A 21761-nucleotide genomic window follows, 5' to 3' on the forward strand; every position below is an offset into this window, starting at 1 on the left:
ATCTGAATGCTTACCCCGCGGGCGCCGGCGGCGGGGCCTCGCCCGGGGCACCGGCGGGCAGCTGCTGTCCGGCGGCCGGTGCGGCACCCGGCGGCGGAGCGTCGGCCAGGATGAACGGCACCGTCGCTGAACGCAGGTTGCCCAGCTGGACCACCAGGTTGTAGGTGCCGGGTCCGATCGGCTGGCGCGGCAGCGGGCACTGCGGTGCGGAGCCCATGGCGGTCCAGGTCACCTCGGTGGTCACCTGCTCACCCGGGTTGAACGTCTTGACCAGCGTCTCGTTCGACGGCGCGCAGTCGAGGTTCGACCACAACCGCTTGCCGTCCATCGAGTACACGTAGGCGGCGAGCACGGCTGCACCGACGTCACGCTTGCAGGCCACCAGACCGATATTGGTGACGACCATGGTGAACTTCGGCTGGTCGCCGATCGCGTACTGCGGCTGGTTGGTGATGCCCTTGACCGCCAGGTTGGAATCCGGGCAGTCGTCGCCCTCTTTGAGCACCGGCGGTGGCACGACGGCCTCGGTGGGCGTCGGTGCGACCGCGACGGGTCCCGACGGGGTCTCCGCCGGCGGCGGCGGCGCGACGACGGGAGTCTTGTTGTCCGGCTGGGGATTCTGCGGTTGAGCCACGGGCGTGGTCTTCACGGCGCTCTTCGAATCCGAGCCACCGCTGAAGACGAGGAAGGCCACCCCGACGACGATTGCGGTAACTACCGCGACGATGCCGATTGCCAGAGCACGGCGTCGCCAATAGATTTGCGAGGGTAGGGGTCCACGCGGTTCCAGATCCAGATCCAGCACGTTTCCACGGTAAGGGCAGGTCACCGCGAGTTGCCCGACCCCGCTCGGCGTGTCGCCTTGTTAGCTAGCTGGAAAAGTGTTTATTCGCCGATATCGCCGAGGTGTTCGCGCAACGCAACTTTGCCGTCGGCGAGGTGATAGGTCAGGCCCACGATGGCCAGCGTGCCGGCGGCGACCCGCTCGGCGATGAGGGCGGACCGGGCCATCAGCTGCGTGCCGGTCTCGACGACATGGCGGGCCTCGAACTCGTCGACGCGGGTCAGGCCCTCGCGGCGACCCACCAGGATCGACGGTGTCACCCGCTCGACGAGATCGCGAATGTATCCGCCGGGCACCGCGCCGTCGTCGAGGGCGGACAACGTCGCCTTGACCGCGCCACAGCTGTCGTGTCCGAGGACGGCGATCAGCGGCACGTTGAGAACGCCGACCGCGTACTCGATGGATCCCAGCACCGCGGAGTCGATGACGTGTCCCGCCGTGCGCACCACGAACATGTCGCCCAGGCCCTGGTCGAAGATGATCTCGGCGGCAACCCGGCTGTCAGCGCACCCGAAGATGACTGCGGTCGGGGTTTGCCCCCCGGCCAACCGCGCACGGTCCTCGATGCTCTGGCTGGGATGCTCTGGCTGGCCGGCAACGAATCGCTCGTTACCCTCTTTGAGTGCCTTCCATGCGGTTATCGGGCTGGTGTTCGGCATGGCCGTCATTCTGCCTTGTCTGTCACCTCGAAACTATATGAGTTCCATTTGTGACGAGGTCGTCGTGTGGTACGGGCATGCCCGGCGCGACCTGCCGTGGCGCGCTCCCGATGTGACGGCGTGGCAAATCCTGGTCAGCGAATTCATGCTGCAGCAGACTCCGGTCGCGCGGGTGGCGCCCATCTGGCTGGATTGGGTGGCGCGCTGGCCGACACCGTCGGCGACGGCTGCTGCCAGCGCCGCGGACGTGCTTCGCGCCTGGGGCAAGCTCGGCTATCCGCGCCGAGCAAAGCGCCTGCACGAGTGCGCGACCGTGATCGCCACCGAACACGACGACCGGGTGCCCGACGATGTCGAGGTGTTGTTGACCCTGCCCGGTGTCGGCTCCTACACCGCCCGCGCGGTGGCCTGTTTCGCCTACCAGCAGAGCGTGCCGGTGGTGGACACCAATGTCCGACGGGTCGTGGCGCGCGCGATCCACGGCCGCGCCGATGCTGGAAATCCCTCCGCCACAAGAGATATGGCCGACGTCTTGGCGCTGATGCCCGATGACGAGACGGCGCCGGTGTTCTCGGCGGCGCTGATGGAGCTCGGCGCGACGGTGTGCACGGCGCGCTCGCCCAAGTGCGGGGTGTGCCCGCTGAGTGTTTGCGCCTGGCGGGCCGCCGGCCACCCGCCTGCGGCGACCGCGCCACGACCCGCCCAGCGGTTTGCCGGCACCGACCGGCAGGTACGCGGGAAGTTGCTGGATGTGTTGCGCGCCAGCACTTCTCCGGTACCGCGCGAGCAGCTTGACGTCGTCTGGCTGACCGATACCGCACAGCGCGACCGCGCGCTGGATTCACTTCTGGTGGACGGCCTGGTTGAACAGACCGCCGATGGCCGGTTCGCGCTGTGCGGTGAGGCCGACTAGGCAGACCGGGCGAACCGGCGGCGGTAGTCCGAGGGGGTGACACCGACGATCCGGCGGAAGTGGTGGCGTAGCAGCGTGGCATTGCCGAATCCCGCCCGCTCGGCGATGCGGTCGACGTCCAGATCGGTCTCCTCGAGCATGCGGCGGGCGTAGAGCACCCGCTGATCGGTGACCCACTGCATGGGCGTGGTGCCGGCCTCCTCGACGAAGCGCCGCGCGAACGTGCGCGCCGACATGTTGGCTCGGCGAGCCATGCTCGTGACCGTATGCGGCTTGTCGAGGTTGGACAGAATCCAATCCAGTTGCGGTGCAAAGCCTTCCGAGCATCGCGCGGGGATGGGTTGCTCAATGTACTGACGCTGGCCGCCGTCGCGCTGCGGAGGAACCACCATTCGCCTGGCGATGATGTTGGTGACCGCGCTGCCGAGTTCACGGCGCACCAGGTGCAGGCACGCGTCGATGCCGGCGGCGGTACCGGCGCTGGTCACCAGATCGCCATCGTCGACGAACAGCACATTGCGGTCGATGATCGCCGTCGGATAACGCTGCGCGAGGTCGTCGGCGTGCATCCAGTGCGTGGTGCAGTGGCGTCCGTCGAGCAGGCCCGCTTCGCCCGCCACGAAGGCGCCGGAACACACGGTCAAGATCGTCGACCCGGCCGCATGCGCGGCCCGCAGGGCTTCCAGAGCTTCCGGCGGGTACGCCTCGACCGGGCCGGTGACCGCCGATACCGCCACCACGTCGGCGCCGATCAGGGCGTCGAGGCCGTGGTCGGGCACCAGGGTGGCGCCGACACTGGTGCGCAGCGGCACGCCTGCCTGCGGACCGCACACCTTGAAATCGAAGTTGGGCACACCGTCTGCCGCCCGGTCGATTCCGAAGACTTCGCAGACCACGCCGAACTCGAAGACGGCGACGTTGTTCAGAACCAGCGCCGAGACACTCTTCAAAGGCATGGCAGAATTTTATCTCACCGGGTCAGTACTGCCACTGTTGGCGGAATCTTTTTCCCCGCAGCATTACTGCCATGAACGCATTCGCCGCCATCGCCAAGAAACTGCATCTGCACCCCGATCAATTCCGGGTGTGGGCACCGATGGTCGGTCCACTCTTCGCAGACGATGCCGACCTGCGCCGGATCGCCCACGATCTCGACGCCGTGCGGACCAGGTTCGAACACCATCCGACCTGGCCGTCATCAGGTGCTCTCGGGGAGCGCCGCTAGGAACGACTCGACGGCGTCCCGGTACCGATCCGGGGCGTCGTCGTGAACGAGGTGGCCTGCCCCGGGGACATGGACGTAGCGTGCCGACGGCCCGCCCAGCTCGGCCATCCGGCGCATCTGCCCGGGCGGCGCCACCGAGTCACCCGCCTCGATCAGCAACACCGGCGCCCGGACCGCCTGCCACTGCCGCCAGTAATCCCGAGTCCCCCACTCCGCCGCGATCTCGATCCAGCGAGCGGGCTGGCCGTGCAGCCGCCAGCCGCTCGCCGTGCGGTCGAAGGCTTCGAGGAAGTAGCGCCCCGCGATCGGCCCGAATTCGTCGAAAACCTGCTGTTCGGTGGAGTATTCGACCGGCAGGGCATGCACCCACGGTTCCCACGGGCCGGTCGTGCGGCCGACGAAGTCCGGCGCCATGTCCTCGACCACCAACCCGCGCACCAGGTCGGGGCGCTGCGCAGCCAGGCACCAGGAATGCAGACCGCCCATCGAGTGCCCGACGAGTACGGCCGGCCCGTCGAGGCGTGCAAGGGCGTCGCCGAGGTCGGTGACGAACCGTTCGGTGCTGACCGGTTCGGAATCCTCGACCTCACGGCCGCGGTGCCACGGTGCGTCGTAGGTGTGAACCGACCCGAACCGGGCCAGCCACGGCACCTGTCGCGACCACGTGGTGCCGCGGCCCATCAAGCCGTGAACCAACACCACGGGCCTCCCGGTGCCACCCCGATAGGTCAGCAGCTCAGTGCTCACCGGTTCATCTTGCGCGGTCGGTCACCGGCCCGGGCGGGCGCGGTAACCTTGCGCCATGTCCGTGGTGAAGATCAACGCAATCGAGATTCCGCCTGGCGCCGGTCCAGAGCTGGAGAAGCGGTTCGCCAACCGCGCCCACGCCGTAGACAACCAGCCGGGCTTCCTCGGGTTCCAACTGCTGCGGCCCGTCAAGGGCGAGGACCGCTACTTCGTGGTGACCACATGGGAGTCCGAGGAGGCGTTCCAGGCCTGGGCCAGCGGACCGGCGATCCACGCGCACGCCGGTGAGCGCGCGAACCCGGTGGCCAAGGGTGCCCATCTGCTCGAGTTCGAGGTTGTGTTGGACGTTGCCGGGACCGGCTCGAAGGCGTAGCGCACGCCGGGTGTGCCGGCGTGCGGTGGCGGCGGCCACCGTGATCGCGTCCGCCGCCCTGGCAACCAGCTGCACATCAGCCCCCGCGCCGCCCGCCAACGCCGGCGCGGGTGTCCGCATCGACCTCAACACCCCGCAGGGCGTCCGAGCCAAGCAGGTGATGGACATGCTGAACTCGGACTGGCCGATCGGAGACGAGAGCGTCAAGACGCTGGCCGCTCCGGACCTGGTGGACCCGGTCGCCCACACCATGGACTCGCTGTGGTGGGACCGGCCCTACACGCTGGCCGGCGTCGAAGTCGGCGCCAACGTCGCCACCCTGCACATGCTGACCTCCTACGGCGCCCGCCAAGACATCGACCTGCGCATCGGCGACGACACGTTCGTCAGCCGGTTCGTCGTCACCACCGAGAAACCGAAGATCGAATCGTGGCAGGACGTCGACACCGCCCTGAGCCGCACCGGTGCCCGTTATTCGTGGCAGGTCTCCAAAGTCGACGACGGCCGCTGCGAGAAGGTGGCGGGTACCAACACCACTGAATCCCTGCCGCTGGCTTCGATTTTCAAGACATACGTGTTGTACGCGGTTGAAACTGCCGTCAGGGCAGGAACTGTGAACTGGGACGACAAGCTCACGATCACCGCCGAGTTGAAGAAACTTGGTTCATCGGGCTTCGACAAGCTTCCCCCCGGATCCCAGATCACCGTCCGCGAGGCCGCGGGCAAGATGATCTCCACGAGCGACAACATGGCCACCGACATGCTGATCGGACGGGTGGGAACCCACGCCGTCGAAGAGGCCCTGGTCGCCGCCGGGCACCACGACCCGGCGAGCATGACGCCGTTCCCGACGATGCGGGAACTGTTCGCGATCGGCTGGGGCAACCCCGATGTGCGTGAGCAGTGGAAGACGACCGTGCCGGCGAATCGGGGAAACCTGTTGCACGACGCGGATTCCCGCCCGTACGACCCCGATCCGATGCGCTCCCACACACCGGCCTCGACCTACGGCGTGGAGTGGTATGCCAACGCCGAGGACATCTGCCGCGTGCACGCCGCCCTGCAGCACAACGCCGTCGGCCGCGCGGCTCCGGTCAAGGACGTGATGTCCGAAGCCGCGGGTATCGACCTCGACCCCGCCGAGTGGCCCTACATCGCCGCGAAGGCCGGAAACCTGCCCGGGGAGATGACGTTCAGCTGGTACGCGGTGGACCGAACCGGCCAGGCCTGGGTGGTCAGCTTCCAGTTCAACTGGCCCCGCTTCCACAGCGCGAACGCGGGTGGTTGGGCGATGATGATCATCAAGCAGGTGTTCGGGCTACTGCCCCGCTACCGCTGAGCGCAGCGTCCACCCCGAACCTCGGTGATGCAAGGCGGTGCTGCTGGCCGGTGCTATATCGATGCGCCAGAACGATTGTGGCGGCGCATCGAGGGTGCTCAGGATCGCCGCGCGAACAACCGCCGGGTGGGTGAAAGCGACAACCCGCCCCGGTGTGCGGGCCACATCGACCAACCAACCGCGTACCCGCGCGATCAGCTCGACCACCGATTCGCCGTTGTGCGGGCGGCTTTCAGGGTCGGTCAACCACTGTGTGAGCTCACCGGGCTGCACCTGGTCGAGACTCAGTCCGCCCCAGGAACCGCACCCCAGGTCGGCCAGCCGCGGATCAATTGCAGGCGTAAGACCGAGCGCGTGCGCGCTCTGTCGTGCCCGTAGTTCCGGCCCGGAGAACACCTCATCGGCGGCAACCAGGTCGATCCCGGTCAGCTGCCGTCGACCCAGGGGGTTGAGCTCTTCGTCGAGCGGAAATCGCCCGGCTGCCATGGCATCGGTCATGGCGTGTGACACCAGGGTCAGCCGGACGACCTCGCTCACGCAGCGATGGGTTCCTGCTGCTTGCTATCGAGCAGCCGGTGCAGCATCGCCCCACCGACCAGACCGATCGTTGTCCAGACGATCACCTGGGTGCCCAGCGCATACAGCCGGAACTCATAGAGATCCGTCGCCGGGAAGCCCGGGAACACAATCATTCCGGCGTCATTCACCATCGGTCCCGGCGTCTCGTTGATCGTCGGCAGCAGCAGCATCACGATCGCGACCGCGACGATGTACGCGCCGCCGGCGGCCAGCGTGGCGTTCCAGGCACCCAGCTTCGGCGTGAGCTGGAAGGCGAGGTAGACCGCAGCGACCATGAACAGCGCCGACAGCGCCACCATCAGGATGTACAGCAGCGCGCGCTGCTTGATGGTTTCGTCGAGGCTAGTGGCCGGCGGGCTGGGCGGATACTTCAGTGCCGGCACCACCCACAGCGAGATGAGCATCGCGCCCGCGGTCAGCACTGCGAGCGTGCGGGCCGACACGGTGTCGATGCGGCTGTACGCCACGCAGAACACGACAGCGAACAACGCGCCGAGCGCCACGCTGAAGAGCAGCACGCCCAGTCCCATACCGATGTTGGACTGCACCGTGCGAGTGAACAGCTCGCCGCCCTCATGGCTGTGCCCGTGCCCGTGCGCGGACGCCGCCTCCATGGCTTCATGCGCCGCGGTGGTGCCGTCTTCGAAGTCGATGGCTCGTCCGACGATCGGCTCGATGAAGATCTTGGACCAGACGAATCCGAACACGCCAGCGAGGGCGCCGGCCAGAATGCCGCGCCAAATTATTGATTTTTCCATTGTCGTGGAGTGTTTTCCGCCGGCTCAGTGGCAGGGGAATCCGAGGAGGTGGCGGGCGTCATGCACGAATTCGTGGATGTACATGTTGTCGCCGAAGACCGAGGTGGCGCCTTGGTCGACACCGACGAAATACAGCACCAGCAGCGCGAAGAAGGCGGTCAGCGAGAGCCAGACGACAGCTTTGGCGGCCGAGAGATCGACGGCGCGTGAGTGGCTCTTTGTCTGCGGAGTAGTCATTCGGTGTCCTTCCAGGGAGCTACGCGTCCCAATGCGAACCATGACGGGCCTCGGGTCTGACTGTCAACAGTGGCGCGACCGTTCTGGAATTTCACCAGATTCCTCGACTCGTCTCTTACCCCGAGGATGCTATACCTCCGCGGGGTCAGCCGGCGCCGTAACCCAGCTGCTGCGCGGTGTACTTGGCGGCATCGGTGACCGGGACCGCCTGCACCGCGGTGCCGTAGGCGCAGATTTCGGTCCAGACATCGCCGAGTTCGGTGGTGTCGAACCGCATTCCGATGATCGCGTTTCCGCCACGGGTGCGGGCCTCGGTCATCAAGCGATTCATCGCCTCATTGCGGCTCTCCGCGAGGTTCTTCGTCATGCCCTGCAGCTCGCCGCCGAACATGCTCTTGAAGCCCGCGCCCATCTGGGAGAAGGCATTGCGCGATCGCACGGTGAGACCGAAGACCTCGCCGCACACCCGCTGGATCTCCCAGCCGGGGATGTCGTTGGTGGTGACCACAAGCATGAGCAGAGGGTAGCGGTCGCGCGCGGGGGAATCGATGCGGACGAAAACAATTCATCGCCGACACGAAAAAGACCCCCGACATCGTCGGGGGTCTTTTTCGTTGGTGCCTACTCGCTGGCGGTGCCTGCGTTGGCCAGATCCGCCTCGGCGATCTCCGGACGCTTGGGACCACCGGCGAAGGTGAACTTCGCGTCCTCGCCGGCGCCTTCGCCGTCCCAGTTCTCCACGTCGACGGTGACCAGCTGACCGGGGCCGACCTCTTCGAAGAGGATCTTCTCCGAGAGGGCGTCCTCGATCTCGCGCTGGATGGTCCGACGCAGCGGCCGCGCACCCAACACCGGATCGAAGCCGCGCTTGGCCAACAGCGCCTTGGCGTTGTCGGTCAGCTCCATCTCCATGTCCTTGGCCTTGAGCTGCTTGGACACCCGGCCCACCATCAGGTCGACCATCTGGATGATCTCGTCCTGAGTCAGCTGGTGGAAGACGATGATGTCGTCGATGCGGTTGAGGAACTCCGGGCGGAAGTGCTTCTTCAGCTCGTCGTTGACCTTCTGCTTCATCCGCTCGTAGTTGTTCTCGCCGCCACCCTGGGTGAAGCCGAGACCGACCGCCTTACTGATGTCGGAGGTGCCCAGGTTCGAGGTGAAGATCAGCACGGTGTTCTTGAAGTCGACCGTGCGGCCCTGACCGTCGGTGAGACGGCCGTCCTCGAGGACCTGCAACAGGGTGTTGTAGATCTCCTGGTGGGCCTTCTCGATCTCGTCGAACAGCACCACCGAGAACGGCTTGCGCCGCACCTTCTCGGTGAGCTGGCCGCCCTCCTCGTAGCCGACGTATCCGGGCGGGGCACCGAACAACCGCGATGCGGTGAAGCGGTCGTGGAACTCGCCCATGTCGATCTGGATGAGTGCGTCGTCGTCGCCGAACAGGAACTCCGCCAGCGCCTTGGACAGCTCGGTCTTACCGACGCCGGACGGGCCGGCGAAGATGAACGAGCCGGACGGGCGCTTGGGATCCTTCAGGCCTGCGCGGGTGCGGCGGATGGCCTTGCTGACCGCCCGGACCGCATCCTCCTGGCCGATGATCCGCTTGTGCAGCTCGTCCTCCATGCGCAGCAGCCGGGTGGTCTCCTCCTCGGTCAGCTTGAACACGGGGATACCGGTCCAGTTGCCGAGCACCTCCGCGATCTGCTCATCGTCGACCTCGGCGACAACATCGAGATCGCCTGAGCGCCACTGCTTTTCACGCTCAGCGCGCTGCGCGACCAGTTGCTTCTCCCGGTCCCGCAGGTTCGCGGCCTTCTCGAAGTCCTGGGCGTCGATCGCGGATTCCTTCTCCCGGCGAGCGTCGGCGATCTTCTCGTCGAACTCACGCAGGTCTGGCGGCGCGGTCATTCGGCGGATGCGCATGCGCGCACCGGCCTCGTCGATCAGGTCGATCGCCTTGTCCGGCAGGAACCGGTCGTTGATGTAGCGGTCGGCCAACGTCGCCGCCGCGACCATCGCCGAGTCGGTGATCGACACCCGGTGGTGGGCCTCGTACCGGTCACGCAGACCCTTCAGGATCTCGATGGTGTGCGCCACCGTCGGCTCACCAACCTGGACCGGCTGGAACCGGCGCTCCAGGGCGGCGTCCTTCTCGATGTACTTGCGGTACTCGTCGAGCGTGGTGGCGCCGATCGTCTGCAGCTCGCCTCGAGCCAGCTTCGGCTTGAGGATCGACGCCGCGTCGATGGCACCTTCGGCGGCACCCGCACCGACCAGCGTGTGCAGCTCGTCGATGAACAGGATGATGTCGCCGCGGGTGTTGATCTCCTTGAGCACCTTCTTGAGGCGCTCCTCGAAATCACCGCGGTAACGGCTGCCGGCCACCAGCGACCCCAGGTCGAGGGTGTACAGCTGCTTGTCCTTGAGTGTCTCGGGAACCTCGCCGTGCACGATGGCCTGGGCCAGGCCCTCGACGACGGCTGTCTTACCGACACCGGGCTCGCCGATCAGCACCGGGTTGTTCTTGGTGCGCCGGCTCAACACCTGCATCACCCGCTCGATTTCCTTCTCGCGGCCGATGACCGGGTCGAGCTTGCCCTCCATGGCGGCCGCGGTGAGGTTGCGGCCGAACTGGTCGAGGACCAGCGACGTCGACGGGTTGCCGGACTCGCCGCCACGGCCGCCGGTGCCGGCTTCCGCGGTCTCCTTGCCCTGGTAGCCGCTCAGCAGCTGGATGACCTGCTGACGCACCCGGGTCAGTTCGGCGCCGAGCTTCACGAGCACCTGGGCGGCGACGCCCTCGCCCTCGCGGATCAGGCCGAGCAGAATGTGCTCGGTGCCGATGTAGTTGTGGCCGAGCTGCAGCGCCTCGCGAAGGCTCAGCTCGAGAACCTTTTTGGCGCGCGGGGTGAAGGGGATGTGCCCGGACGGGGCCTGCTGGCCCTGACCGATGATCTCCTCGACCTGGCTCCGGACACCTTCAAGTGAGATGCCCAGCGACTCCAGTGACTTGGCGGCTACGCCTTCACCCTCATGAATAAGTCCCAGCAGGATGTGCTCGGTGCCGATGTAGTTGTGGTTGAGCATCCGGGCCTCTTCTTGAGCCAGGACGACGACCCTGCGGGCACGGTCGGTGAATCTCTCGAACATCCTCGGTTACCTGCTCTCCATCACGATTAGGTACAGCGGTAGTCACCACGTACCTGTCGTCCACTCTAATGGGCGGCCCGGGAAGGCGTCCTCCCTTGTCACCCTTACCGCTTTCCCTAGCGGTGCGGACCTAGCACACCAACGCGGCGGAGCTGCGAATCGTTTCCGGCAATCACCGGCGTCCGCTTCGCCGCGAGCGAAACGGCGCCGCCACCTTCCTCGCGGTGCGGCACGAGCAGGTTAGCTGGGGCCTAGGTTGCGGCGTGGAAGGCGTCGATGATGTCGGCCGGGATGCGTCCCCGCGTCGACACCTTGTGGCCATTGCGGCGCGCCCATTCCCGGATCGCGGCGCTCTGCTCCCGATCGATGCTCGCGCGGCCACGGCCGGCCGGGCCCGAGCGACCACGGCGACGGCCGCCCACGCGGCGGCTGGCTTCGACCCACTGCTTGAGATCGTTACGCAGTTTCTGAGCATTCTTTGAAGAAAGATCGATCTCATAGCTCACGCCATCGAGCGCGAATTCGACCGTTTCATCGGCTGCGCCCGCACCGTCGAAATCGTCGACGAGAGTGACGGTCACTTTTTTGGCCATTGCCTCACTGAATCCTTCTGCCTGCGCTCAACAACCCATAGTCGAGCGTCTTCCCCATGCGAACCAATGTGCCACAGTGGCCCACATCATTCAACGTAGCTCGGATAAGCGCACCTCAGCCATGTCGGCGAACAATCGGGAACAATACAGTTTCCCGAATTGACAAGCCGGTGAGTGCCATCAGCAGACGATCGACGCCCATTCCGGTTCCCGTCGTCGGGGGCATCGCATACTCCATTGCCGCGAGGAAATCCTCGTCGAGTGCCATCGCCTCGTCATCGCCCGCCGCGGCCGCCCTGGCTTGGGCCTCGAAGCGCTCGCGCTGCACGATCGGGTCGACCAGCTCGGAATAGCCGGTGGCCAATTCGAACCCGCGCACGTAGAGATCCCACTTCTCCGTGACGCCGGGGATGCTGCGGTGCTGGCGGGTCAGCGGTGTGGTTTCGACCGGGAAATCCTTGACGAATGTCGGAGCCCACAATGTGTCCCCGACTGTGTGCTCCCACAGTTCTTCGATCACCTTGCCGTGCCCGTAGCCGCGATCCCGCGGGATCTCCACCTCGAGCCGGTCGGCAATAGTGAGGAGATATTCCAGCGACGTGTTCGGGGTGATCTCTTCACCGAGGGCTTCAGACAACGACGGGTACATTTCCAGTGCCGGCCATTCACCGTCGAGGTCATAGATTGTGCCGTCCGGCAATGGCACTTGCCGCGTGCCGATCGCCTCATCCGCAACTTCCTGAATAACTTCACGGGTGACGATCGCCGAATCGTCATACGTACCCCATGCTTGATAAGTCTCGAGCATGGAGAATTCCGGCGAATGCGTCGAATCGGCGCCTTCGTTTCGGAAGTTTCGATTGAGCTCGAAAACCTTCTCGAGACCACCCACCACGCATCGCTTGAGGAACAACTCCGGCGCGATCCGCAGATACAGGTCGGCGTCGAGCGCGTTCGAGTGGGTGATGAACGGCCGTGCTGCCGCACCACCGGCGAGCGTCTGCAGCATCGGCGTTTCGACTTCGAGGAACCCTCGACGATCCAACGCATTGCGCAGTGCACGGACCACCGCGATGCGTTGCCGGGCCACGGTGCGGGCCTGCGGGCGCACGATCAGGTCGACGTAGCGCTGCCGGACGCGCGACTCTTCGCTCATTTCCTTGTGAGCGACGGGCAGCGGACGCAACGCCTTGCTGGCCATCTGCCACGAATCGGCCAGCACCGAGAGTTCCCCGCGGCGGGAACTGATCACCTCGCCGTGCACGAACACGATGTCACCGAGATCCACCTCGGTCTTCCAGGCTTCGAGGGCGTCCTCACCGACGCCGGCCAGGCTGATCATGGCCTGCAGCTGGGTCCCGTCGCCTTCCTGCAGGGTGGCGAAGCACAACTTGCCCGAGTTGCGGGCGAACACCACCCGGCCGGTGACGCCGACGATGTCGCCGGTGGCGGAGTCGGCTTCCAGATCGGGATACGCGGCCCTGATCTGGGCCAGCGAATGGGTTCGCGGCACCGAGACGGGATAGGGGTCTTTCCCGTCGGCCAACAAGGCCTCGCGCTTGCCCTGGCGAATCCGGAACTGCTCGGGGACGTCGGAGTCCGCGTGGTCGGTTTCCGGAGTATCAGCAGAGCTCACGACGTGCCAGCTTAAATGAGGTCATGGGGTCCCTCCTAAACGCGGCCGCGCTCACAGCCTTGGCGGGCGAACGAGTGGACTGGCGGTTCAAGGGGCTGCCGGCCTCCTGGGCGAGGCTGACGGTGGCACAGATCCGTGCGGCGGCGCCCGACCTGTTCGACGCCGGACCGCTGGGCCCGATCTGCACGCTCTCCGATACGGCGCTGCGGCACAACCTGGCAACGATGGCGGGCTGGTGTGCCCGGCACGGGGTCGAGCTCGCGCCGCACGGGAAAACCCACATGTCACCGCAACTGCTGGCCCGGCAGTTCGCGGCCGGCGCATGCGCGGTGACCGCCGCGACGATCAGCCAGGTGCGAACCTTCCGCGCGTTCGGGGTCCGCGACGTGGTGCTAGCCAACGAACTGGTGGACGCCGCGGCCCTGGCGTGGCTGGCCGCCGAGCTCGACGGCGATCCCGAGTTCCGGCTGATCTGCTGGGCGGATTCCGCGCGCGGGGTGGCACTGATGACCGAGGCGCTGCAGGCGGCGGGCGCGCGACGCCCGCTGGATGTCTGCGTCGAGCTCGGCGCAATGGGCACTCGCACCGGCTGCCGCGACGACGCGAGCGCCGATGCGGTCGCCGCCGCGGCGGTCGCCAGTCCGCGCCTTCGGCTGGTCGGGGTGGCCGGCTACGAGGCCGCCCTGGGCCACGACGTGTCGCCCGCCGGTCTCGATCGGGTGCGGAGTTACCTCGAGTGGGTTCGCGCGGTGGCGATGCGGCTGGCGCCGCTGTGTTCGGACATGGTCGTAACCGCCGGTGGCAGTACGCATTTCGACCTGGTAGCCGAGACGCTGACCGGTCCGTGGCGCACGGTCTTGCGCAGCGGGGTGTATCTGACGAATGACGACGGGCTCTATCTGCGGACCTCGCCGCTGACCAGACCCGGTGCCGAGCCGGGCGGGTTCATACCGGCGATGCACGTGTGGGCTCAGGTGTGTTCGCGGCCCGAGCCGGGCCTGGCGTTGTTGACGATGGGCCGTCGCGACGTGTCGTTCGACGCAGATCTCCCTGTGCCACGACGACTTCGAATCGGCTCCGGCTGGACGGACCTGGCGGGCTGTGAAGTCGCCGCGCTCAACGACCAGCACGCGTTCCTGCGGCTGTCCCCGGCCGCCGAGGACGTGGTCGCGGTCGGCAGCTGGATCGAGTTCGGGGTATCGCACCCGTGCACGGTGTTCGACAAATGGCAGCTGATCCCGGTGCTCGACGAGCACGGCCGGGTGATCGATCTGGTGCGAACGTTCTTCTAGCGGGCCGATTTGATCCGGCGCTGGTTGTCGCGGTTGCGTTCGTAGACCATCCGCAGGCCGTCCAGCGTGAGGTGCTGGTCGTAGTGCTGCACCGTGTGCAGATCGGGCAGCATCAACGGAGCGGTATGACCGGTGGCGACGACGGCCACGTCGGACCCGGCGAAGCCGTCGACATCCTCCCGGATCCGGTTCACCAGGCCGTCGACCAGACCCGCGAAGCCGAACATCGCACCGGCCTGCATGCACTCCACGGTGTTCTTGCCGACCACCGACCGCGGCCTGGTGAGCTCGACGCGCCGCAGCGCCGCAGACCGTGCGGCTGCCGCGTCCGACGACACCTGAACACCGGGAGCGATTGCGCCACCGAGGAATTCGCCCCTCGCGGAGACCACGTCCACACAAATCGAGGATCCGAAGTCCACCACGATAGCGGCGGAGGAGAACTTGGCATAAGCGGCCAGGCAGTTCACGATCCGGTCCGCTCCCACCTCCTTCGGGTTGTCGACCAGCAGCGGAATCCCCGTGCGCACACCAGGTTCGATCAGCACGTGCGGCACTGCGGACCAGTACTGCTCGAGCATGAGGCGCACCTCGTACATCACCGAGGGCACGGTGGACAGGCCGGTCGCACCGGTCAGGCGTTCAGAGTCGTCGCCGATCAATCCTTCGATGGTGAGTGCGAGTTCGTCGGCAGTCACTTCCGGCTCGGTACGGATTCGCCAGTGCTGCACAACTTTCGCATGGTCGCCGGATCCGGAGATCAACCCGACGACGGTGTGGGTGTTGCGGACGTCGATCGCCAGCAGCACGGTCAGCTCACCGTCCGCGGCGACAGCAGACCGGTGACGTCGTCCGGCACATGCGCCGGGTCGTCACCGAGATCGATCTGCCGGTTGTCGGCGTCGACGAACACGACTCGTGGCCGGTACTCCCGCGCCTCGGCATCGGTCATCACGCCATAGGCGATCAGGATCACCAGATCACCGGGGTGGACCAGATGCGCTGCCGCCCCGTTGATTCCGATCACACCGGTGCCACGCCGTCCGGTGATCGCGTAGGTCTCCAGCCGCGCACCGTTGTCGATGTCGACGATGGTCACCTGTTCGCCTTCGAGAAGGTCGGCGGCGTCCATCAGGTCGGCGTCGATGGTCACCGAGCCGACGTAGTGCAGGTCGGCCTGGGTGACGGTCGCGCGGTGGATTTTCGACTTCAGCATCGTCCGGAACATCAATTTCTCCAGGTGATTTCGGGGTGATCGCCGGTGCCGCCGACACCGGGCGGTGCGGTGTCGGTGGACAGATCGACAGCGATGTTGTCCAGCAATCGGGTGGTGCCCAGCCGGGCGGCGATCAGCAGCCGGGCGGGGCCGGACAGCGGAGCCTGATCAAGCCACGGTCCCCGCAGTTCCAGGTAGTCGACCTCGATGGCGGGCACCTCGTCGAGCACCGCCCGAGCGGCGTCCAGCGCGGCATCGGCGCCGCCGGCCGCCGCCCACATGCCGGCCAACAAAGCTGAGGACAACGCGCAAGCCTGTTCGCGCTCTTCAGAATTGAGGTAACGATTGCGCGAGGACATGGCCAGCCCGTCAGCCTCGCGGACGATGGGTACACCGACGATGCGGACATCGACGTTGAGGTCGTCGACCATCTGGCGGATCAGCACGAGCTGCTGGTAGTCCTTTTCGCCGAAGAACGCCCGGTCCGGCCGCACGATCTGCAGCAACTTCAGTACGACGGTCAGCATTCCGGCGAAATGCCCTGGTCGAGAGGCGCCTTCGAGCTCGCCACCCAACGGACCGGGGTGCACTGTGGTCCGGGGGCCGGCTGGATACATGGCCGATGCGCTCGGGGCGAAAACCACGTCGACGTCTTCACGGCGCAACAGCTCGAGGTCGGATTCCAGCGTGCGTGGATAGGCGTCGAGATCTTCGCCGGCGCCGAACTGCAAGGGATTGACGAAGATCGACACCACGACCACCGCACCCGGCACCTTCTTGGCCGCGCGCACCAGCGACAGGTGGCCGTCGTGCAGTGCGCCCATCGTCGGCACCAGCATCACCCGCCTGCCGGTGTGGCGCAGCGCGCGGGTCACATCGGATACCTCTTGCGGCGTCTGGTACAGGTTGAGTTGTCCAGCAATGAATTTCGGCGGTGTCATGGCCGCCGCCCTTGTCCGGACCAGTTGGCCAACACCTCAACAACCTCCTCGGGGGCGTGCGCGCGCTGGGCGGTGCGCAATGAGTTCGCGCAGTAAGACTGGGCCAGTTCGGGATTCACCGCGTCAAGTGCAGCGAGATGGCCCGCTACCGCAGCCGCGTCGCCGCGGGCGACCGGCCCAGTCAGCGCCGCCTGCCCGCGTTGCAGCGTGTTCTCCAGTGCGGCACGGGCCAGCGGGCCCACGATCCGCTCCGCCAGGCCACCGGGCGCGTCACCGACCAATTCCTGCCCGAGCAGCTCCTGGCCGGATACCGCCGCTCGCAACGCATCCAGCGCATCGGCTACCACCGTGACGAGATGATTGCTGGCGTGGGCCAGGGCCGCGTGATACAGCGTGCGCGCATCCTCGCGCACCCCGAACGGCTCGCCGCCGATCTCGAGCACCAGCGACTGGGCGATGGCATAGCCGATCTCGTCGGCCGCGGTGACGCCGAAGCAGCTGTCGGACAGCCGGACGATGTCCTCATCGGCGCCGGTGAACGTCATCGCCGGATGGATCGCCAGCGGGACGCACCCCAAGTCGGCCAGCGGCGCCAGGATCGCAACTCCGTTCGCACCCGATGTGTGCACGACGATGGTTCCGCGGTGCACCGCACCGGTGGCCGCCAGCCCCCGCACCAAGCCGGGCAGTTCTGAATCGGGAACCGTCAGCAGCAGCAGCTCGGCCCGGTCGGCGACGTCGGGCACCGGCAGGATCTCGGTGTCGGGCAGCCGACGTTCGGCGAGCCGGCGCGACGCCATCGAAATCGCGCTGCAGGCGACCACCACGTGTTCGGCCCGCTCCAACGCGACACCGAGGGCGGTACCGACACGGCCGGCCGACACGATGCCGACCTTGAGCCGGGCCGGGCGCAAGCCGCTGGGGGTCCCCACGTAGACGACCTCGCTGACGTCAATGAGTTGTTCGTTCCAGTCCTGTGCCAGGTACCGGACGGTCGGGACAACTCTAACTCGCCCCGATTCGCGACCTACTCGTCGCGTCGACGCCGCCTGCCGCCCTCCCCGGGTGTGGCATTGGCCTGCAACCGGGCCAGCAGGTCGGCGACCGACTGGCCGCCGGTCTGCTCAGCGTCCCGGGCCCTGCGCCGCGGCTCCTCCTGTTCCTCGGTCCCGCGGTGCCGGGCCGGCGGCGGTGGGGTGGTCATGGCGGGCTGGCCGGGACTGTCGACGGCATGGCGCGACCGGGGGGCGGCTGGTTCCGGCGACGGCTGCATCGCTGGTTCGGGCCGGGGTTCCGGCCGGGGTTCCTCGGCGGGCGCCACTGTGGGCGCCGCCTCCTGCGGTGGGGTCCAATGCCGACCCCGGGGCCCGTCGACAGACGATCCCTGCGCCGCGGCGGACGGCACGACGAAACCGTTGTCGGCGTTGGCAACCCAATTGCTGCCCGGCGAGCCCGGCGGCAGCCAGCGGCCGTCGGGTTCGACCGGTCGCCATTCGGCGCCCTCAGGCGACGGGGGCGGCGGCTCGGACTGCGTGGGTTCTGGCGCCAGGGCGGCGGCCGCGGCGGCGACATCGGCGTCCGGCGGGGGCGGCGCGAACGGTCGCTCCGGCTCGGCAGCCGGCTCGGCGTTCTGCCCGCCGTTTTCCCACGGCCGCCGGTGCGAACCAACCGGCTCGGGCTGCGGCTCGGCCCGGCGGCGGCGCCGCGGCTCCGGCCGCTCCGACTGCTCCGGCTGCGCCGACACCAGCGGCTCTTCGGGAACGTCGATGATCGGGTTCTCGGCGGTGCGGCTGCCCGCGTCCTGCGGCCGGACCGGGGTGATCCGGCTGCTCTCGACACGCCCGGGCACCGGCGGCATGGTCGTTGTGTCGCGGGTCCAGTCGGCGGCCCGATCGCCCTCGAGCGCCGGCCGGTCACCCAGGTCGGCGTCGAACATGATCTCCAGGTTGGCCCGCAGCGCCGCCAATTCTGCCCGCAGCGCGGCGACCTCGTCGGCGGCCTGCGCACGCAGCTCGGACGCCAGCTCGCGGCGCAGGTGCGACTCGACGCTGAGTTCGTATTCGCGGCGGGCCGAGATCTCCCGGTCGAGCTGCAGGTCGTAGACCAACTTCAAATCACGCGCCCGGGCGGCATCGATATCGGCCTGCCTGCGATACATCACGGAGACGAATGCCCCGATCACCGCGGCCCACAACGACAGAATGACCGCCAGCTTCAGCAGCTCGACGCGAGTGGTGAACACCAACGCGGAACTGGCCGCAATGGCAAGGACCAGCAACACCGTCAAGAGCAGCCAACCCGGCCTGCGGCCGCCGCGCCGATTCTTGGCGCCGCGGGACAGAACGGTCATGGGCTGACTGTACCCGCGCGATGTCCGTCCGCGTGTCGTCGAGCTGCGGCGATTCGCCGTCTTCGCACTATTCCCGGGCGGCGTCCGGATCGTCGGTCGGGTCACCGGGCGAGCGGCAGCAATACTCCAGCCAGAGCGCGGCAGCCACCAGCGCAAGGGCACTCAGCACCGCGATGACCGCACCGGGGATGAAGGTGCCGGCCACGTGTTCAGTTCGCCGGAGCCAGAGGTAGACCAGCACGCCGACCCACCAGCCCAGCATCAGCGCGCCGACCCACGCCGAGGCTTTGGCAATCGCCACGCTGCGTGCGACAGCCAGCGGGTGTAGCCGTCCGCCGCCGACACCGATCTGCCCGTCTCGGATTTTCGTCCGCACAGACACCCCCCAGGCGCCCTCGAGCGCGGCGACCGCCAGTAAAGACAGGCCCGTCCATGCCGTGATCGCAGGAAAGTCGCGGTACAGCACCCGCATCAACAACCAAGCCAGGACCGCGACTCCGACGGCGGCGACGGTGAGATCGCGTTTACGTGTCGGCCCCATCAAGCGCCCAGCCGAAGCACCAGAGGGGTCAGGCGTACTCCGTCGCGGTCCACCGCATCGAGCTCGGCCAGCAGCCGGTCGACCCGCTGGCTCTCGCCGGCCACGGTGAGCTCGGCGTCGGGGTCGACGGCCAGCCACGGCACCATCACGAAGGCCCGCATGTGGGCCAGCGGATGAGGCAGGGTCAGACCCTCGTCGCGGGAGAAGACCTCGGCGTCGCCGTCATGACAGGTGACGAGATCCACGTCGAGGGTGCGCGGTCCCCACTTCTGCTCGCGGATTCGGTCGTTGGCGTTCTCCAAAGCCTGTGCGCGCCGCAACCATTCGTGACCGTCGGCCTCGGGATCGTCGGCGACCACGACCGCGTTGAGGAACGGTCCCTGCTCGACCCCACCCCAGGCATCGGTTTCGTAGACCGGTGAGAGCGCGCGCACCATATCGCCGAGCCCGTCGACGGCGGCCTGCAGCCGCGCCATCCGGTCCCCGAGATTGGAGCCGATCGACAGCACCACGCGCGTCACAGCTCACCCCCGAGCGGAACGATCTGGCCGCGTCCGCTGCGGCGGGACCGCCGCGCGACCACCGCAACGTCGGTGAACGTCAACGGGATCGGCGCGTTCGGCTTGTGCACCACCACCTCGACGGCATGCACCCGCCGGTCGTTCATCACATCCTCGGCGATCTCGCCGGCGACCGTCTCGATCAGATTGCGCGCCGGGCCGCCGACGATGGCTGCCGCACGCTGGGCCAGCGTGCCGTAGTCGAAGGTGTCGGCGAGGTCGTCGCTGGCAGCGGCGGCGGCCAGGTCGATCCACACGGTGATGTCGACGATGAAGTCCTGTCCGTCGCGGCGCTCGTGATCGAAGACGCCGTGGTTACCGCGGACCGTCAGGCCGCGCAGCTCGATCCGGTCAGCCATCCGCACCTGCTTGTTCTCGTCCGCCACCCCATGCTCCAGCCACTTTGAGTGCGTCCACGCTGGCGCGCACGTCGTGTACCCGGACACCCCAGGCGCCGTGGACCGCGGCCAGCGCCGAGATCACCGCGGTCGCGGTTTCGCGGCCGTCCGGCGGCCGGACGGTGCCGTCGGCGTCGGCGAGCAGCGAACCGAGAAACCGCTTGCGGGACGCACCGACCAGCACCGGGATTCCGGTTGCGACGAACTCCGGCAGCGCGTGCAGCAACGCCCAGTTGTGGTCGGCGGTCTTGGCGAACCCCAGACCCGGATCGATGATCAGGTTCTCCTGATCCACGCCCGCCGCGACGGCGGCGTCGACACCGGCGAGCAGATCGTCGCGCACCTCGGTCACCACGTCGCCGTAGTCCGGTACATCGTGGGGATGCTCGGTCCGCACCGAGCGCCAATGCATCAGCACCCAGGGCACCTTCGCCTCGGCCACCAGCGGCGCCATCACCGGATCGGCCTTGCCGCCCGAGACGTCGTTGACGATGGTTGCGCCGTTGTCCAGCGCGGCGGCCGCGACAGCCGCGTGCATGGTGTCGATGCTCACCGTGATCCCTTGGGCGGCAAGCTCTTTGATGACGGGTATGACGCGGGCGGACTCGACGGCGGCGTCGATGCGCACCGCACCGGGGCGGGTGGACTCACCGCCGACGTCGATGATGGATGCACCCTGGGCGACCAGGGCCAGTCCGTGTTCGACGGCGCGGGCCGGGTCGAGATAGCATCCGCCGTCGGAGAAGGAGTCGTCGGTGACGTTGACAACTCCCATCACCAGGGTGCGCGGTCCGTGTGATTGCGTCATTTACGCAAGATGAGATCCAGCGCCTCGGATCGCGATGCATGGTCGGACTTGAACTGTCCGCGGACCGCCGATGTCGTCGTACTCGCACCCGGCTTGCGCACCCCGCGCATCGCCATGCACAAATGCTCGGCCTCGATCACGACGATCACCCCGCGCGGCTTGAGCTTGCGCATCACGGCGTCGGCGATCTGGGTGGTCAGCCGTTCCTGCACCTGGGGGCGCTTGGCATACAGATCGACCACCCGGGCCAGCTTCGACAGTCCGGTCACCCGGCCGTCCTCGCCCGGGATGTAGCCGACGTGCGCGACACCGTGGAACGCCACCAGGTGGTGCTCGCAGGTGGAGTACATCGGGATGTCCTTGACGAGCACGAGTTCGTCGTGTTGCTCGTCGAAGGTGGTGTCCAGCACCGCGTCCGGATCGGTGTACAGCCCGGAGAACATCTCCTGGAAGGCCCGCGCGACCCGCGCCGGTGTGTCCTGCAGACCGTGCCGGTCGGGGTCCTCGCCGACCGCCAGCAGCAGTTCACGAACAGCGGCCTCGGCCCGGGTCTGATCGAACACAGGGGTCTCCAACGTGCTCGCGTTGGGCTGCGCCATCGA

General features: G+C 67.3%; 26 protein-coding genes. 5 read left to right on the forward strand and 21 right to left on the reverse strand.

Translation table 11 applies throughout. From position 1 onward, the window contains the following. Positions 1-10 precede the first annotated feature (10 nt). Complete coding sequence (locus tag CRM90_RS12810; protein ID WP_199189886.1) at positions 11-796, reverse strand: hypothetical protein; 786 nt, start codon at positions 794-796, stop codon at positions 11-13. Between the two features lie 89 nt (positions 797-885). Next, on the reverse strand, positions 886-1503 hold the full coding sequence (locus CRM90_RS12815; RefSeq protein WP_102807393.1) for a carbonic anhydrase: 618 nt from the start codon (positions 1501-1503) through the stop codon (positions 886-888). Positions 1504-1540: 37 nt separating this feature from the next. Between CRM90_RS12815 and CRM90_RS12820 the strand changes: the two genes are divergently transcribed. Beyond that, positions 1541-2416: an iron-sulfur binding domain-containing protein gene (locus tag CRM90_RS12820; RefSeq protein ID WP_102807329.1), complete on the forward strand. Its 876-nt coding sequence runs from the start codon at positions 1541-1543 to the stop codon at positions 2414-2416. Here the strand turns inward: CRM90_RS12820 and CRM90_RS12825 are convergent. Beyond that, the gene (locus CRM90_RS12825) at positions 2413-3372 is read right to left on the reverse strand and encodes a GlxA family transcriptional regulator (RefSeq protein ID WP_102807330.1); all 960 of its coding nucleotides are present in this window, start codon (positions 3370-3372) and stop codon (positions 2413-2415) included. The genes CRM90_RS12820 and CRM90_RS12825 overlap by 4 nt on opposite strands. A 71-nt stretch (positions 3373-3443) precedes the next feature. Here CRM90_RS12825 and CRM90_RS12830 point away from each other — a divergent pair, with 71 nt between their 5' ends. Then, on the forward strand, positions 3444-3641 hold the full coding sequence (locus CRM90_RS12830) for a hypothetical protein (protein WP_102807331.1): 198 nt from the start codon (positions 3444-3446) through the stop codon (positions 3639-3641). Here the strand turns inward: CRM90_RS12830 and CRM90_RS12835 are convergent. Then, positions 3615-4388, reverse strand: coding sequence for an alpha/beta fold hydrolase (locus tag CRM90_RS12835; protein WP_102807332.1), 774 nt, complete (start codon positions 4386-4388; stop codon positions 3615-3617). The two genes, CRM90_RS12830 and CRM90_RS12835, sit on opposite strands and share 27 nt — an antisense overlap. 55 nt (positions 4389-4443) lie before the next feature. Between CRM90_RS12835 and mhuD the strand changes: the two genes are divergently transcribed. Both mhuD and CRM90_RS12845 read left to right on the forward strand, forming a co-directional pair. Next, entirely contained in the window at positions 4444-4761 is a 318-nt protein-coding gene (gene mhuD, locus CRM90_RS12840; RefSeq protein WP_036341775.1) for a mycobilin-forming heme oxygenase MhuD, read from the forward strand. Further along, on the forward strand, positions 4736-6100 hold the full coding sequence (locus CRM90_RS12845; RefSeq protein WP_502693267.1) for a serine hydrolase: 1365 nt from the start codon (positions 4736-4738) through the stop codon (positions 6098-6100). The genes mhuD and CRM90_RS12845 overlap by 26 nt, the downstream gene beginning before the upstream one ends. Here CRM90_RS12845 and CRM90_RS12850 read toward each other — a convergent pair. From CRM90_RS12850 to lysS, 7 genes are all read right to left on the reverse strand, one after another. Continuing rightward, positions 6080-6637 (reverse strand): histidine phosphatase family protein, encoded by a 558-nt coding sequence (locus CRM90_RS12850; RefSeq protein ID WP_102807334.1) that lies wholly within the window; start codon positions 6635-6637, stop codon positions 6080-6082. The two genes, CRM90_RS12845 and CRM90_RS12850, sit on opposite strands and share 21 nt — an antisense overlap. Further along, positions 6634-7437: a CbtA family protein gene (locus CRM90_RS12855; protein WP_102807335.1), complete on the reverse strand. Its 804-nt coding sequence runs from the start codon at positions 7435-7437 to the stop codon at positions 6634-6636. The genes CRM90_RS12850 and CRM90_RS12855 overlap by 4 nt, the downstream gene beginning before the upstream one ends. Before the next feature lie 24 nt (positions 7438-7461). Next, positions 7462-7674, reverse strand: coding sequence for a CbtB domain-containing protein (locus tag CRM90_RS12860; RefSeq protein WP_083118814.1), 213 nt, complete (start codon positions 7672-7674; stop codon positions 7462-7464). Positions 7675-7819: 145 nt separating this feature from the next. Next, a complete protein-coding gene (locus CRM90_RS12865) occupies positions 7820-8188 on the reverse strand; it encodes a YbjQ family protein (protein ID WP_036341780.1) in 369 nt (122 codons plus the stop codon). 107 nt (positions 8189-8295) lie between these two features. Continuing rightward, positions 8296-10824: an ATP-dependent protease ATP-binding subunit ClpC gene (clpC1, locus tag CRM90_RS12870; protein ID WP_102807336.1), complete on the reverse strand. Its 2529-nt coding sequence runs from the start codon at positions 10822-10824 to the stop codon at positions 8296-8298. Between the two features lie 251 nt (positions 10825-11075). After that, positions 11076-11417, reverse strand: coding sequence for a histone-like nucleoid-structuring protein Lsr2 (lsr2, locus tag CRM90_RS12875; protein ID WP_036341782.1), 342 nt, complete (start codon positions 11415-11417; stop codon positions 11076-11078). A gap of 115 nt (positions 11418-11532) precedes the next feature. Then, positions 11533-13053, reverse strand: a complete 1521-nt coding sequence (gene lysS, locus CRM90_RS12880) for a lysine--tRNA ligase (protein WP_102807337.1) — start codon at positions 13051-13053, stop codon at positions 11533-11535. A gap of 23 nt (positions 13054-13076) precedes the next feature. On the opposite strand from lysS, the gene CRM90_RS12885 reads away from it, so the two are divergent. Next, positions 13077-14345 carry an alanine racemase gene (locus CRM90_RS12885; RefSeq protein ID WP_102807338.1) on the forward strand — a complete coding sequence of 423 codons (1269 nt, stop codon included), beginning with the start codon at positions 13077-13079 and terminating at the stop codon, positions 14343-14345. Here CRM90_RS12885 and CRM90_RS12890 read toward each other — a convergent pair. The 10 genes from CRM90_RS12890 to folE all read right to left on the reverse strand — a co-directional run bounded on the left by CRM90_RS12890 (position 14342) and on the right by folE (position 21758). Next, a complete protein-coding gene (locus tag CRM90_RS12890) occupies positions 14342-15154 on the reverse strand; it encodes a type III pantothenate kinase (protein WP_102807339.1) in 813 nt (270 codons plus the stop codon). The two genes, CRM90_RS12885 and CRM90_RS12890, sit on opposite strands and share 4 nt — an antisense overlap. A 2-nt stretch (positions 15155-15156) precedes the next feature. Then, positions 15157-15573, reverse strand: a complete 417-nt coding sequence (panD, locus tag CRM90_RS12895; RefSeq protein ID WP_102807340.1) for an aspartate 1-decarboxylase — start codon at positions 15571-15573, stop codon at positions 15157-15159. Beyond that, positions 15573-16502: a pantoate--beta-alanine ligase gene (panC, locus tag CRM90_RS12900; RefSeq protein WP_102807341.1), complete on the reverse strand. Its 930-nt coding sequence runs from the start codon at positions 16500-16502 to the stop codon at positions 15573-15575. Before panC ends, panD begins: the two co-directional genes overlap by 1 nt. Further along, positions 16499-17434 (reverse strand): Rossmann-like and DUF2520 domain-containing protein, encoded by a 936-nt coding sequence (locus CRM90_RS12905; RefSeq protein WP_199189880.1) that lies wholly within the window; start codon positions 17432-17434, stop codon positions 16499-16501. Before CRM90_RS12905 ends, panC begins: the two co-directional genes overlap by 4 nt. Before the next feature lie 95 nt (positions 17435-17529). Next, positions 17530-18852 (reverse strand): DUF6779 domain-containing protein, encoded by a 1323-nt coding sequence (locus tag CRM90_RS12910; RefSeq protein ID WP_102807343.1) that lies wholly within the window; start codon positions 18850-18852, stop codon positions 17530-17532. 67 nt (positions 18853-18919) lie between these two features. Next, positions 18920-19393: a DUF3180 domain-containing protein gene (locus CRM90_RS12915; RefSeq protein ID WP_102807344.1), complete on the reverse strand. Its 474-nt coding sequence runs from the start codon at positions 19391-19393 to the stop codon at positions 18920-18922. Next, positions 19393-19914 carry a 2-amino-4-hydroxy-6-hydroxymethyldihydropteridine diphosphokinase gene (gene folK, locus CRM90_RS12920; RefSeq protein WP_102807345.1) on the reverse strand — a complete coding sequence of 174 codons (522 nt, stop codon included), beginning with the start codon at positions 19912-19914 and terminating at the stop codon, positions 19393-19395. The genes CRM90_RS12915 and folK overlap by 1 nt, the downstream gene beginning before the upstream one ends. Further along, positions 19911-20312 (reverse strand): dihydroneopterin aldolase, encoded by a 402-nt coding sequence (folB, locus tag CRM90_RS12925; RefSeq protein ID WP_102807394.1) that lies wholly within the window; start codon positions 20310-20312, stop codon positions 19911-19913. The genes folK and folB overlap by 4 nt, the downstream gene beginning before the upstream one ends. Beyond that, entirely contained in the window at positions 20305-21159 is an 855-nt protein-coding gene (folP, locus tag CRM90_RS12930) for a dihydropteroate synthase (RefSeq protein WP_102807346.1), read from the reverse strand. Before folP ends, folB begins: the two co-directional genes overlap by 8 nt. Continuing rightward, positions 21156-21758: a GTP cyclohydrolase I FolE gene (gene folE / locus CRM90_RS12935; protein ID WP_102807395.1), complete on the reverse strand. Its 603-nt coding sequence runs from the start codon at positions 21756-21758 to the stop codon at positions 21156-21158. Before folE ends, folP begins: the two co-directional genes overlap by 4 nt. Positions 21759-21761 lie beyond the last annotated feature (3 nt).

Origin of the sequence: Mycobacterium sp. ENV421 (assembly GCF_002887815.1) — a bacterium.
GTDB lineage: Bacteria > Actinomycetota > Actinomycetes > Mycobacteriales > Mycobacteriaceae > Mycobacterium.